This window comes from Streptomyces sp. NPDC059455, assembly GCF_042750115.1.
GTDB lineage: Bacteria > Actinomycetota > Actinomycetes > Streptomycetales > Streptomycetaceae > Streptomyces > Streptomyces endocoffeicus.
The window spans coordinates 1-13,500 of the sequence record NZ_JBHYVB010000260.1; the positions used below are offsets into that span (position 1 = coordinate 1).

Sequence of the window (13,500 nt, forward strand, 5' to 3'; positions counted from 1 at the left end):
GCCCGGCCCTGATCGGGCTGGGCCGCGCGGCGCGTTACACCGTCGTCAGCGCTTACGCGCGGGCCGCGAGCGCTTGCCCGGACCCACCGTCACCACCTCGAAGTTGGACTTGGTGCGGTCCAGCCGGTGGAAGAGGTTGTCCGGCCCGGTGATGTACATCTTCGACACCCCGGCGCCCTTCAGCGTGTCCACCACCTTCGGCCAGTGGATCGGCAGATCGAAGGTGTCCAGCAGCATCGTGCGCAGCTCGTCGGCCGTGGTCACGATGGTGCCGTCCTGGTCGGTGACCACGGGCAGCTTCGGGTCGAGGATGTCGAACCTGGGCAGGATCTCCTCGGCGGCCCGGCGCCGCAGCTCCGCGAACGCGGGCGCGTGCACCGCCGGGACCATGGTGTACATGGAGTAGCCGCCGGCCTGGCTGATCGCCTTCTTGAACCACTCCAGCTCAGTCTCGCGCAGCGACACCATGAAGAAGCCGTCGTCGAGATAGCCGGAGTAGTCGTACCACTCGTCGCGCTCGCCGAGTTCGCCGAGGATCTCGGTCAGCTTCTCCCGCGGAGTGCGGACGAAGGTGTGGGTGACCGCGTCCTGGTGCTCCTCGGCGAAGTACGCGTGCTCACAGCGGGCCAGCTCCGCGGTGAGCCGCACCACCTCGGGGAACGGTAGCGAACTGACGTAGGCGGCGGCCGCCTTCTGCCCGAAGCTCGGGCCCACGCACAGGTCGGGGACCAGTCCGTGCTCCTGCTCCGCCCGGTCCGCCGAGGCCATCGAGTTCACCAGGAAGGCGATCTGAGTGGCCTCGGAGTAGTCGTCCTCGGAGTCGCGGAGCCGGTCGAAGACCGAGTAGCCCAGCGCCTCGTCGGCCTCGGCGAGCCGCTTCCGGGCGAACGGGTCGAGCGTGAGGAACCTGCCCACCTCGGAGAAGCCGGAGGGTCCCATGCCCGGGAAAACGATGGCTGTCTTCGTCGGCTCGGATGCCGTCATGGTGTGGTGCCTTACTCTCAAGTCCTGCCGTGGCTCAGTCCTGCGCCCGGCGGTTGAAGCCCCGGATACCGATCATCCCGAAGATCAGGATGGCCGCCCCGATGGCCGAGAAGCAGATCCACAGCGGGATCGACTCCGGTGTCTTCGGCCCGGGAGCCAGCAGCAGTCCACGCATCGCCTCGGTGACGTAGGTCAGCGGGTTGAAGGTGCACAGCACCTGGAACCAGCGGACGGTGTCCAGGCTCCGCCACGGGAACTGCGTGGCCCCGGTGAACATGATCGGGGTCAGCGTCATGGCGAAGACGATGGAGATGTGACGCGCGGGCGCCAGGGTGCCCAGGGTGAGGCCGACACAGCCGCCGACGAGTCCGCCGAGGCTGAGGATGCCCAACGTCACCGGCATCTTTTCCAGCGGCCAGGAGACGTCGTCCAGCAGCGCGAGACCGATCGGGATCATGACCAGCGAGCCGATCAGACCGCGCATCGCGCCGAAGATCGCCTTCTCCACGGCCACCAGGGCGACCGGGATGGGGGCGAGCAATCGGTCCTCGATCTCCTTGGTCCAGGAGAAGTCGATGGCCAGTGGCAGCGCGGTGTTCTGCAGGGCGACCAGGAAGCTGTTGAGCGCCACCACACCGGGCAGCAGCACCTGCTGGAAGCCGGGCTGGGTGAAGCCGATCTCGCCGAGCACCTTGCCGAAGACGAACAGCATGAAGAACGGTTCCACGATGACCTGGCCCAGGAAGGGGCCCATCTCGCGGCCGGTGACGAAGATGTCGCGCCACAGGATGAAGAAGAACGTCCGCCACCGGTTGGCGCGGCGCCGGTGGCGCCCGCCGCGGGGCTTGGAGTCGGGCAGCTCGAGCTCGAGTTCGGGCTCCGGCTCGGGCTCCACGAGGGGCGAACGGGCGTCGGCCGCCGCGATGATGGCGTTCAGCGCGGCCTTGGCGTCCTGCGCGGCCTGGGTCGCCGACGGGGCCGGTATCGGCTTGATGACCAGCGTCAGGGTGTCGCCGATGTCCCCGCCGCCGTGCGGGGCGGCCATGCCCCTGGGCTCGTGGTGCCGGTGCTCGTGCGGCCGGCTCTCGTGGTGGCGGGGGTCATGCGGCCGGGGGTCATGCGGCCGGGGGTCGTGCGGCCTGGTCTCATGCTTGGCCGGCTGGTTCGGGCCGGGCTTCTGGAGCTCGGAGCCCGGGCGCGCGGCGGACGGCTTGGAGGACCGGACGAGCACCGTCCGGGTGTCCTCGAAGCCGTCGTCCTCGGGGGACTTCGGCTCCGCGGCCCGCGGGCCGGCGGCGCCGTTCCCGTCCGGCCTGGCGGCGGGGGTCCTGGGGTCGGCGGGCCTGGCGGCGCCGCCCTGGTGCGCGGGTGCCCCGGCGCCGGTCGCGGGCTTCTCCTCCGCGGCCTTGCCCCCCGTGGTCCCGTCCGTCGATGACGTGGGTCGAGAGGAGGAGCTCATCGCATCTCCTTCCCCGTCAGGTCGACAAAGACGTCTTCCAGGCTCGCCTTGCTCACATTCAGGTCCTTGATTTCGCAGCCGGTGTCGGTCAGGGCCTTGATGACCGTGGGCAGAAGTACGGAGGACGACGCGTTGCTGTAGACCTTCATCCGGAAGGTGCCGTCGTCGATCGCCCCGGCTCCGCCCATGGCTGCGGCCATCTCGTCCTCGGCGCTGAGCACCTCGACCCGCTCGGCGACCCCGAGGCCCTGCACCATGTGGACCACGCCGTTCATCCCGCTGTGCGGCGGGCGCACCGTGACGGTCAGCGCGGTGTTGCTCATCCGGCTGGTCAGCGCCTCGGGGGTGTCCAGGGCGAGCAGCTTGCCGTGGTCGACGATGCCGATCCGGTCACACAGCTTGGAGGCTTCCTCCATGTCGTGGGTGGTGATCACCACCGTGACGCCACGGGTCTTCAGTTCGGCGACCCGGTCGCGTACGAAGATCTGTGACTGCGGGTCGAGGCCGGTGGCCGGCTCGTCCAGGAACAGCACCCGGGGGCGGTGCATCAGCGCCCGCGCGATCATCACTCGCTGTGCCTGACCGCCGGAGACCTGGTCCGCCCGGGCCTTGGCGTGGTCGCCGAGGCCGACCCACTCCAGGCTCTCGTCCGCCAGGCGGTTGCGCTCCGAGCGGGAAAGACCGTGGTAGCCGGCGTGGAAGGTCAGGTTCTGACGGATGGTCAGTGACCGGTCCAGGTTGTTGCGCTGCGGCACGATGGCGAAGGACTGCCGGGCCACCGCCGGCCTGCGCACCACATCGACGCCCTGTACGAAGGCACGTCCGCCGGTGGGGGCGACACGGGTGGTCAGAATGCCGATGGTGGTGGTCTTCCCCGCTCCGTTGGGTCCGAGGAAGCCGAAGACCTCACCGTGCCTGACGGTGAAGCTGAGATTGTCGACAGCCGGTACGGGCCGGCCGGGATATTTCTTGACCAAGCCGTCGACAACGACGGCGAAGTCAATAGGACGTGTTGTGTTCATCGCTGTCGTCGCACCGATTTAATTGGCTTGAGGAGACCATTACTTTGCACATGTTTAACACGACGGCTTGACTCCTGGCCCCTAACTGCCCCCAGATTAGGGGGTAGTGGCACGGGTGAGGGGGCCTTAGGGGGCGCCCACCTGTGTCCCGCGCCACGTCGGGACGGGCGCGGTACCCGCATATAGCGCGTACCTCGAATAGCGGTTACTAGGGGTTGTGGCCCAGGAGAAGGGCTCATAGCCTCACGGAGTCAGCATCTCGGACGAGCGTGGTCGACGCGCCCCACCGTGCACTCGTGCCCGGCCCCTCAGTGCAATCGCGGGGATGTACTCCTTGAGCCAGATCAAGCCCGATGATGTGGGCCTTATTCGGATATTGCAAACGGAAACTCCGAGCAGTTTCCGGCTGATCTGTTTCCCGGAATCCGCCCACTCCACCGCGTACTACCTCTCTTTGTCCGAGCTTCTGCTGCCCACGGTCGAGGTTTTGGCGATCCAGTACCCCCTGTATACCGGGCTCGAGGACGACGAGCGGCTGACCGACTCCGCCGACCTCGCGGACCGGATTTTCGGTGCGCTGGGGGAGTGGATGGACCGCCCGCTGGCCTTCTTCGGCCACCGGGCCGGTGCCGACCTCGCGTACCGCGTCGCCGAGCGCCTGGAACGGGAGACCGGGACACCGCTGCTGACCCTGTTCGTCTCCGGCCGGACCGCGCACTGGGGCATGACCCTGGGGCCCCCGGCGCTCGGCTGCCGGATCGTCGCCCTCGCCGGTGAGGGCGACCCCAAGACCCCGCTGCGCGGCGTACGGGCCTGGCGGCGGCGGACGAGCGGACGATTCGACCTCGAGGTGTTTCCCGGTTCCCGCTACTACCTCGACTCGAGCCGGAGAGAGGTCGTCAACCTGGTGCACGACCAGCTGCTCTCCCAAGACCCCGTCGACGCCGAGTGGGAAGCCGGCGCCGAAGACCAGGGAGCCTAGGGGGACCCGCCCAGGGCTGCCCGTACTCCTGAGCGAAAAGGAAAAGAGTACGTTCGATGACCGCGAAGATCTACGCGCTCGACTCGGTGCAGACCCTGGCCGACTTCGAGCTGGACGCGCTGCGCGTCGCCGATGTGATCCGCGAGCACGGGGTGACCCACGGCGACCGCGTCATCTTCAAGGCGGGCAACTCCGCCGCCTACGTGAGCGTGCTGTTCGCGCTCATGCACGTGGGAGCCTCCATCGTCCTGATCGACCAGCAGGAGCACCCGGACGGGACCCGGCGGATAGCGCGGCGCACCGGTGCCGCGATCGCCTTCGTGGACGACGACGCCCCGATCCACGACGACATCCGTACGGTGAACCTCTACGAGCTGATCGCCCCGGCCGCCGGGCGCCCGCTCAGCACCCGGGAGCTGTCCTTCGACGCCTGGGCCGACCGGCGCGACGGCCTGATCATGTGGACCTCCGGCTCCACCGGCGAGCCCAAGGGCGCCGTCAAGTCCGGCCGTAAGTTCCTCACCAACCTGGAGCGCAACGCCGCCCAGGTCGGGCACCGGCCGGACGATGTGCTGCTGCCGCTGCTGCCCTTCGCCCACCAGTACGGGCTGTCCATGGTGCTCATCGCCTGGCTCACCCGCTGCTCGCTGGTGATCGGCCCGTACAAGCGCCTGGACCGGGCCGTCCAGATGGCCGGACGGACCGGCGCCACGGTGATCGACGCCACTCCGTCCAGCTACCGCACCATGCTCAACCTGGTCGGCCGGAAGCCGTCGCTGCGGGCTCAGCTGGAGGGCGTCCGGATGTTCTGCTCGGGCGCCGCACCGCTGGACGGCGCGCTCTCCGAGCGCTACGCGGCCGAATTCGGACTGCCGCTGCTGGACAGCTACGGCAGCACCGAGCTGGGCAACATCGCCTTCGCCACCCTGGAGAACCCGGTCTCCTGCGGCCGGGCCATGGACGGCATCAAGCTGCGCGTCATCGACGAGGACGGCCATCCGGCCGCCCCCGGCGAGGCCGGCGAGATCGAGGTCGACACCCCGGACGCGCTCGAGGGCCACCTCGCCGCGGACGGCACCATCGACGCCGTGCCCACCGGCTGGCAGTCCACCGGTGACCTCGGCTACCTCGACGGGGACGACAACCTCTTCGTCCTGGGGCGGAAGTTCGCGGTGCACCGCTCCGGCTACACGCTCTACCCCGAGCTGATCGAGCGGAAGGCCGCCCTCGCCGAGATCTCCACCCGGATCGTGCCGCTCCCCGACGAGCGCCGCGCCGGTGACGAGCAGCTGGTCTTCTTCGTGGAGGACGAGGAGCTGCGGGACGCCAAGCACTGGCGGGAGCGGCTCTGCCAGGTGCTCCCGGTCTACGAACAGCCCAACCGGGTCGAGGTGCTGGAGAACTTCCCGCTCAACCGCAACGGCAAGCCGGACAAGCGCCGCCTCGAGCAGCTCGCGCGGGGCTGAGACATGACAGGGGGAGCCGACGGCGCGCGACGGCTCCCCCTGTACGTGACGCCGTGCGTGACGCCGTGGCCGTCAGTCGTACGGAAGCTCCAGCGGCGCGAAGGTGTCGAAGAGATCACCGGGGCCGGGGTTGTCCGGATGGGTGGTGCCGCCGAGGTGGCGGAGCACGCCCCACACCGCGTTCAGCGCCGTGGTCACCGCTCCCTCGGCGAAGCCGGCCGTCCAGGAGACATCGTCCCCGCACAGGAAGAAGCCCTGCTGCCCCGGATCCATCCCGTCCTGCATGAACTGGGTGAACAGCCGCCGCTGATAGCGGTAGTGGCCGGGCAGATTGTTCTTGAAGGCCCCCATGAAGCGGGGCTCGGTCTCCCAGGTGACGGTCAGCGGCCCCGCGATGATGTGCGACCGGATGTCCACATCCGGATAGATCGCGGACAGCTTGGTCAGCAGCGTCTCCAGCCGCTCCTCGGCCGAGAGCGTGGCGACCTTCAGCGAGTCGTCGTTCCAGGTGTACGACAGGCACATCACCCCGGGCCGGTCGGGCCCGTCGTCGAACAGATAGACCCCGCGCGGCATCCGGTCGGTGAGCGTCATGCTCATCGCGTCGTGGCCGGTCGCCGGGTCGGTGTCCCGCCAGAACGGCCGGTCGACCAGGACGAACAGCTTGGACGCGCCCATGTAGTGGGTGCGTTCCACCGCCGTCCACCGCGGAGTGGACAGCAGCGTCGCATCGCAGTCGACCCGGTTCAGCAGCGTCCACACATGCGGGCTGAAGACCACCGCGGGGAACTCGCGCTCCTCGCCGCTCTCGTCCGTCACCCGGATGCCGTCGGCGGTCCGCCGCAGCCGGGTGACCGCGGGCCGGGGCCGGCCGCCGTGCAGCGAGGCCAGCGAGGTACCCGCCGGCCAGTGCGCGAGCGTCTCGGGCCGGTGCTCCCACAGCCCGTTCGGTACCTGGGAGGAGCCGCCGACTATGCCCACCTGGTTGTCGTCGGCCTCGGTGACCACGACACGCAGGATCTCCAGCACCGAGTTGGGGAAGTCGGTGTCCCAGCCGCCGGTGCCGAAGCCCACCTGGCCGAAGATCTCCCGGTGGCGGAACGACTGGAAGGTGGAGGAGGTGGCGAGGAAGCCGTAGAAGGACTGGTCGTCGAACTCCTTGACCAGCGAGTTCCATACGGTCTTCAGCGTGCCGACGTCCCGCCGCTGGATGGCGTCCCGCAGCGTGGCCAGGTCGGCCCGCTCCTGGAGCGCCTTGTCCCAGGCGTCGGCGACCTCCTGGTAGACCTCCGGGAGCTCGCCCGCGGTGCGCGCCCGGTCCTGACCGCCGTTCAGGTCGATCAGCGTGCTCGCGGTGGCCGGCGCCAAAGGATTAGGGAAAGGACGAGTGGACAGGCCCAGCAGATCGATGTAATGGAACAGCGATCGGGCGGCGACGGGAAAGCGCATGGCGCCCATCTCCGCCTTGTATTCCGGATTACCGGGGAAGGGCGTGGAGCGCATCCGGCCGCCCAGTTGCTCCGCTTCATAAAGAACTGGGGAAAGCCCTAGTCGTAGAAGCTCATAGGCCGCGGTCAGTCCGGACATCCCACCGCCGATGACGGCGACTTCGGTCCCGTGCATCTCAGCAGGCAGGGTGCCCAGACCTGCTGGATGGGACAGCCATCGGTCGTAGGAAAAGGGGAAATCCGGCACGAGCATCGTCGTGGCGGACGCGGTGGCGCACGTCATGGCATCAACCTCGTTGTGGCCGAGCGGCTTCGCGGGGAGATCAGGCGGTGTAAGCGACATCGAAATCCAGGCTCGCGGGCAGTTCTCGGCGCTGGCTGATGTTGATCTTCCGGTAGACACGGGTCAGGTGTTGTTCCACCGTGGAGATCGTGATGAAAAGCTTAGCGGCGATCTCGCGGTTGGTGTAGCCGGAAGCTGCTAGTGCTGCCACTCGACTTTCTGCATCGGAGAGTTCGGAAAAGGCGGCAGTATCCTCTCCGGTACGGGCCGCCTCCGACAGGGCCGAACGGGCCGGAGTGCGCTGCAACGAGCGGGACAGCTCATCGGCGCCACAGCTGTCCGCGAGCCGCAGGGCCCGACGGGTCATCAGCCGGCTGGTGTCCAGATCGCCGAGGTGCTTGTGCGCCTCCGCCAGGTCCGCCAGCGCCCGCGCCATCTCGTACCAGCCGCCGCTCGCCTGGAGCACCCCCACCGCCTGCTGCAGCATCGCGATGCGCTCGTGTCGCGGCCGGGTGGCGGCCAGGACCCGCAGCGCGGCGCCCCGGGTGCGCGAGGACGACTCCCCGGCCAACTCCAGCTGCTCCTCCGCCAGCCGCGCCGCGCGCTCCTGGCCGCCGAGCGTCAGCCAGGTCTCGGCGGCGCCGAGCCGCCAGGTCAGGGTGGCGGGGGAGTCCAGGCCCCAGGCGGCCATCTTCTCGCCGCAGGCGCGGAAGTCGGTGAGGGCCGCGTGCTGCCGGCCGGTGGCCAGCTGGTGCCGGGCCCGTGCGTAGAGGTAGTGCAGCCCGAAGCGGTTGCGGTACATCTCGTCCGGCACCGGGCGGGCGAGCAGTTCGGCCGCCGCGTCATGGTTGCCCATCGCGGTGTGCGCGTTGACCAGCATCCCCAGCGGCATGCCGACGGTGACGCCCCAGCCGCGCGCCGGAAGCTCCTCCAGCGCCCGCTCCGCGTACCGGACCGTGTCCCGCAGCCGTCCCACCCGCAGCGCGATCTGGGCCCGCAGCACGCAGAAATAGGCCAGCAGCGCCTTGGCGCCGCGCTCCGAGGTCTCCTCGATCAGCCGGTCGCACCAGGTGGTGGCGGTGGCGTGGCGGTCGGCGTACACCAGCGTCTGGAGCGCGGCGTGCACCGTCAGCATCGTCCGGTCGGAGAGCCGCACGGTCTCCAGCACCCGCTCCGCGGCTCGTACGGCGCGCTCGTCGACCCCGTGGCTCAGCACGGTCCGCAGCGCGCGGAACGCGGTCAGATGGGGCGACTCCGGGGTCTGGTCCGGCGACAGCGGGACGTCCCACGGGCCGTCATCGTCCTCCTGGTCCAGGAAGGGCCACAGTTCGGGGTGGTCGGGGTAGGTGGAGGACAGGGCGAGCCGGATGGCGCGCAGCCCGGTGTCCAGCTCGGTGCCCGGGTGCTCGGCGGCGGCCCGGCTGAGCTGCTTCAGCGCGGCGGCCGCCTCGTCCATCCGGCCCAGCCCCAGCAGCCCGATGACGACCGGGATGGTCTCGGGGGCGGGCAGCAGCCCGCTGCCCGCCGGACCGGCCAGCGACTGCAGCCGCCGCATCTGGGACAGCGGGTTGAACGGCCACATGGCCTGCACCATCGTGGCCTGGAGCTGAAGCGCCTCGCGCTCGTCGGTGGTGTAGCGGTCGGCCATCTGGAGGCAGTTCATGGCCAGTTCGCGGCGGTCCGCGGCGATGGCGTGCACGGCCGCGTCGCACAGCGCCTGTGTGATCCACTCCTCGACCGGCGCGGGTGCCTCGTGGCTGAGCAGATGGCGGGCCACGTCGACGGGGTCGGCGCCCTCCTCGTACAGCAGCCGGGCGGCCCGGTGGTGCAGCGGACCGAGCTCGTGCAGCTCCAGGTCGTCCAGGAGCACGGTGCGCACCGCGTCGCTGCGGAACCGCCCGCCGTGCAGGATCCCGACCTCGGTGAGCAGTGCGAGGGACTGCCGGACCAGCCGCTCCTCGACCTCGATCAGCCTGCTCAGCAGGGGAACGGACGTGGCGTCACCCAGCAGCGCGATCCCGTGGGCCACCCGGCGGTGGGCCGGGCCGCCGCGGTAGACGCAGGACAGCGCCGCCTGCCGGAACAGCTCCCCGGCCACCGGGGCGTCCGTGCCGGGCGCGGGGTCGAGGGGGCCGCGGGTGAGGCGGGAGAACCGGTCGTCCAGCAGTCCGCGCAGCAGCAGCAGATTGCCGCCGGTCATCTCGTGGTACGCGGCGGCGTGCCGCCCGGCCTCCTCGGTGCCCAACTCCTCGGTCAGCAGCGTGGAGACGCCCGGAATGGTGAGCGGGGCGAGCCGGACGTGGCACACCTTCGGCTCGTGCAGCAGCTCGTCCAGGGCGGTGGCGGCGGGGCCGGTCAGCGCGCCGCGGCTCACCACGACGGACAGCGCCTCCGAGCGGCAGCGGCGGATGCCGTACGCCAGGCAGCGCAGCGACGGCAGATCGGCGAACTGGACATCGTCGATGGCGATCAACAGGGGGGCGTCGCCGGTCAGTTCGTCGAGGGTGCGGTGGAAGTCCTGGAGCAGCGGGAGCTCGGCCCGGTCCGGGCCGTTCGGGTCGCGGAGCGCCTCGAGGCCGGGGCTCGGCCGGGAGCGCTGCAGATGGGCCGGCATGCCCTGGTAGAGCTGCTCGAGCACGGCGTAGGGGAACTTCTGCTCCGAGGCGGAGGCGACCGCGGGCAGTACTCGGACGCCGCGCCCGCCCGCCGTATCCGTCATGGTGTGCAGAAGTGCGGTCTTTCCCGATGTCACGGCGCCGCTGATGACGGCGAGCCGGCTTCCCTCGCGGGCGCCCTCGAAGAGGAGCCGATTGAGCCGGGCTATCTCCTGATCGCGCTCCACCAACACGTACGAAACACCTTCCCCGATTTTCCGTGTGCGCAGGGGTCTTGAAAGCGAATCACCGTGCATGGCGCACCTGGTAATGCATCGTCCCCCGAGATTTGAAAATACCGTGCCGCTGTTCGGGTCCCCTCATCCCTTCCGTTGCTGCACCCTGTGCGGCGGCATCGCTGCTCTGCGTTATGTCGCATGGTTGTGTCGCATGTTCCCCGCCCCACCCGGCCTGGTTGGGCATGCCAACCCGGGGTCACGGGTATGGGGTGGATGCGCACTCTAGCAGTGCCGTTGGTACGAAAAGATGACCGTCTCGTCACGGGAGAAACTGTTCGATTACGGTTTCGTCCCCAGGGGTGAGTTGTGAAGTCCGGAGCCGACTCTCAGATCGGGCTTCGTCGCTGGTAGTTGGGGGGTTTCTGAAGGTAACCTCCTGTTGGATGTGAAAGTTGCGCAAAAGTGTAGGAAACAGCTGAACCTTGAGTTCCCTCCCTCGCATCCCGCTGTGTGTGTTTCCCCTGTTCCATGGTCGGAGTCATCGTCGCCCCGGGCATCCATTAGCATCGCCGCGGCCACTGAATCGACCGCGGTGTGTCATGGGCCACTATGGGAACGGCTACTGGGGAAACAACTAGTTGTCCGAGCGAGAAACGGGAGGAAGTGCGCGTGGTCAACCAGAAGTTGACATTTGTCGTCGGCACCGGACGGTGCGGTTCGACGGCTCTGTCTCAGATCATCAATATTCATCCGGATGTCCTCAGCATCAATGAATTGTTTGCCAGTATTCCCGACTCGGAGGTACTGGACGAGGCTCCGCTGAGCGGTGCGGATTTCTGGGGATTTCTGTCCCGGCCCAATGTGGTCACCAATAGCATGATCAAGAATGGCGCCATCCCGCCCGAGTTCCTCTACCACAGGATGCCCAAGCGGCGGTTCGACGCGGAGACCACCGGTATCCCGGCCATCAGCGTCATGGTGCTGCCCCATCTGACCGACGACCCCGACGCGCTCTTCGACGAGTTGGCGGCCGAGGTCACCACCTGGCCCACCCGCCGTCCGGCGGACCACTGGACGGCCCTCTTCGCCACCCTCGGCGCACGGTTCGGCAACCCCGGAGCCGTCGTCGAGCGCACCGGCCTGTCCATCGGCCGCGTACCCGAGATGCACCGCGCCTTCCCCGAGGCCCGCTTCGTGCACCTCCACCGCCAGGGCCCCGACTGTGCCGTCTCGATGAGCCGCCACTTCAGCTTCCGGATGATCCCGATGCTGTGGGAGATGGCCATCCGCTGCGGTCTCGAGACCCCGAGGCAGCTGACGCCGCAGCACGCGGCCCAGCTCCCGCCCGACCTGGCCCCGCTGCTGAGCGACCGCTACGACCCGGCGCTGGTGTGGGACCGTCCCATCCCGATCGGCGCGTTCGGCACCCTGTGGTCCGAGACGATCGTCGACGGTCTGAAGAAGCTGGACGAGGTCCCGGCGGAGCAGTGCACCGCGCTGTCGTACGAGAGCCTGCTGGAGGAGCCGGAGAAGGAGCTGATCCGGCTCGCCGAGTTCATCGGGGTGGAACCGCACCGCGACTGGCTGGACGCGTCCATCGCCCACCTCGACGGTGGCCGGCCCGGCGCGGCGAGCAAGCTGGCCGAGGAGGAGCTCACCTCGCTGCTGGAATCCTGTAGCCCGGGGATGCGGGCGCTGGTCGCCCACCAGTAGGGCGCATGTCGTCACCCGGCGGCGGCCGCCCTCCTGGAGGCCGGTCGCCGGGTGGCGCCCTGCTTTACCTCCCAGAGCCGTGCTGAGTTCCCAGAGCCGTGCTGAGTTCCCAGAGCCGTGCTGAGTTCCCAGAGCCGTGCTGAGTTCCCAGAGCCGTGCTGAGTTCCCCGCCCCGAGGGAGCTTCCCCGAGAGGGGCCCATACGTCGTGGACACGCCGTGGCGAGACGTCCATAGCCGGTGCCTATCATCGTGGTGTGCAGTTGCATCAGCTGCGTTATTTCGCCACCGTCGCGGAGACCCGGCACTTCACCCGCGCCGCGGAGCTCCTGCATGTCGCCCAGCCCTCGCTGTCCCAGCAGATCCGCGCCCTCGAACGGGAGCTGGGATCCGATCTCTTCCACCGGGCGCGCGGCAACATCGCCCTCACCGACGCGGGGGAGGCCCTGCTGCCACTGGCCCGCCAGATCCTCGCCGACACCGAGACCGCGCACCGCGAGGTCCAGGAGGTCGCCCAGCTGCGCCGCGGCCGGGTACGGCTGGGGGCCACGCCGAGCCTGTGCGCCAGCTTCGTCCCCGATGTGCTGCGCCGCTTCCACGACGAGTTCCCGGGCATCGAGCTGATCGTGGACGAGGGCGGTTCCCAGGACCTGGTCCGCACGCTCTCCGCGGGCGAGCTGGACCTCGCGCTGATCATCGCCCCGGTGCTCGGCCAGGCCCCCGCCCTCGCCGCCACCGAGCTGCTGCGGGAGGAGCTGGTGGTGGCCTCCTCACCCGCGTCCCCACCGCCCACCCGGCGCCGCCGGATCCAGGTCGAGGATCTGCGGGACCGGCCGATGGTGATGTTCCGGCGCGGCTACGACCTGCGGGAATTCACCACGGCGGCCTGCCGGGCGGCCGGTTTCGAGCCGTCGTTCACGGTCGAGGGCGGTGAGATGGACGCGGTGCTGGGCTTCGTACGGGCCGGGCTCGGCATCGCCGTACTGCCGGGGATGGTGGCGGCCCGGTCCGGGTTGCGGATCACGCCGTTCGCGGGTCACGACATGCAGCGCACCATCGCCGTCGCCCACCGTAAGGACGTCGCCCCGCCCCGGGCCGCGCGGGAGCTGCGCCGGGTGATGCTGGAGCATCTGCGGACGGCGGCCGCGGGGGAGTTCGGCCTGCCGCCGACCACGACGCGGCTGCTGCCGTAGCGGGGTGGGGGCCTGCCTCAGGGGGTGTCCGGCGGTTCTTTCCCCTTCCCGCCCCTTCCCGATACCTGACGATATGCGGCTCCGCGCCGTGGCAGGGGTTTCGCCCCTGGACCCCGGGG

9 protein-coding genes are annotated in these 13,500 nt (G+C 69.4%); 4 read left to right on the forward strand and 5 right to left on the reverse strand.

Annotated features, from left to right (window positions below):
- Positions 1-45 precede the first annotated feature (45 nt).
- The 3 genes from ACFXB5_RS47840 to ACFXB5_RS47850 are packed head-to-tail and all read right to left on the reverse strand — an operon-like array spanning position 46 to position 3,465.
- Positions 46-984: an ACP S-malonyltransferase gene (locus tag ACFXB5_RS47840; RefSeq protein ID WP_385220826.1), complete on the reverse strand. Its 939-nt coding sequence runs from the start codon at positions 982-984 to the stop codon at positions 46-48.
- 34 nt (positions 985-1,018) lie between these two features.
- Complete coding sequence (locus ACFXB5_RS47845; protein ID WP_385220829.1) at positions 1,019-2,443, reverse strand: ABC transporter permease; 1,425 nt, start codon at positions 2,441-2,443, stop codon at positions 1,019-1,021.
- Entirely contained in the window at positions 2,440-3,465 is a 1,026-nt protein-coding gene (locus ACFXB5_RS47850) for an ABC transporter ATP-binding protein (RefSeq protein WP_201849394.1), read from the reverse strand. Before ACFXB5_RS47850 ends, ACFXB5_RS47845 begins: the two co-directional genes overlap by 4 nt.
- A 325-nt stretch (positions 3,466-3,790) precedes the next feature.
- On the opposite strand from ACFXB5_RS47850, the gene ACFXB5_RS47855 reads away from it, so the two are divergent.
- On the forward strand, positions 3,791-4,447 hold the full coding sequence (locus ACFXB5_RS47855) for a thioesterase II family protein (protein WP_385220832.1): 657 nt from the start codon (positions 3,791-3,793) through the stop codon (positions 4,445-4,447).
- Positions 4,448-4,503: 56 nt separating this feature from the next.
- Positions 4,504-5,913 carry a class I adenylate-forming enzyme family protein gene (locus ACFXB5_RS47860; RefSeq protein WP_385220835.1) on the forward strand — a complete coding sequence of 470 codons (1,410 nt, stop codon included), beginning with the start codon at positions 4,504-4,506 and terminating at the stop codon, positions 5,911-5,913.
- A gap of 72 nt (positions 5,914-5,985) precedes the next feature.
- On the opposite strand, the gene ACFXB5_RS47865 is transcribed toward ACFXB5_RS47860, so the two are convergent.
- Positions 5,986-7,644, reverse strand: a complete 1,659-nt coding sequence (locus tag ACFXB5_RS47865) for a flavin monoamine oxidase family protein (RefSeq protein ID WP_385220838.1) — start codon at positions 7,642-7,644, stop codon at positions 5,986-5,988.
- A gap of 40 nt (positions 7,645-7,684) precedes the next feature.
- Positions 7,685-10,492, reverse strand: a complete 2,808-nt coding sequence (locus tag ACFXB5_RS47870) for an AAA family ATPase (protein WP_385220841.1) — start codon at positions 10,490-10,492, stop codon at positions 7,685-7,687.
- 654 nt (positions 10,493-11,146) lie between these two features.
- Between ACFXB5_RS47870 and ACFXB5_RS47875 the strand changes: the two genes are divergently transcribed.
- Together ACFXB5_RS47875 and ACFXB5_RS47880 are read left to right on the forward strand one after the other, a co-directional pair.
- Positions 11,147-12,190: a sulfotransferase family protein gene (locus ACFXB5_RS47875; protein ID WP_385220844.1), complete on the forward strand. Its 1,044-nt coding sequence runs from the start codon at positions 11,147-11,149 to the stop codon at positions 12,188-12,190.
- Between the two features lie 255 nt (positions 12,191-12,445).
- Complete coding sequence (locus ACFXB5_RS47880; protein ID WP_385220847.1) at positions 12,446-13,381, forward strand: LysR family transcriptional regulator; 936 nt, start codon at positions 12,446-12,448, stop codon at positions 13,379-13,381.
- Positions 13,382-13,500: the final 119 nt, after the last annotated feature.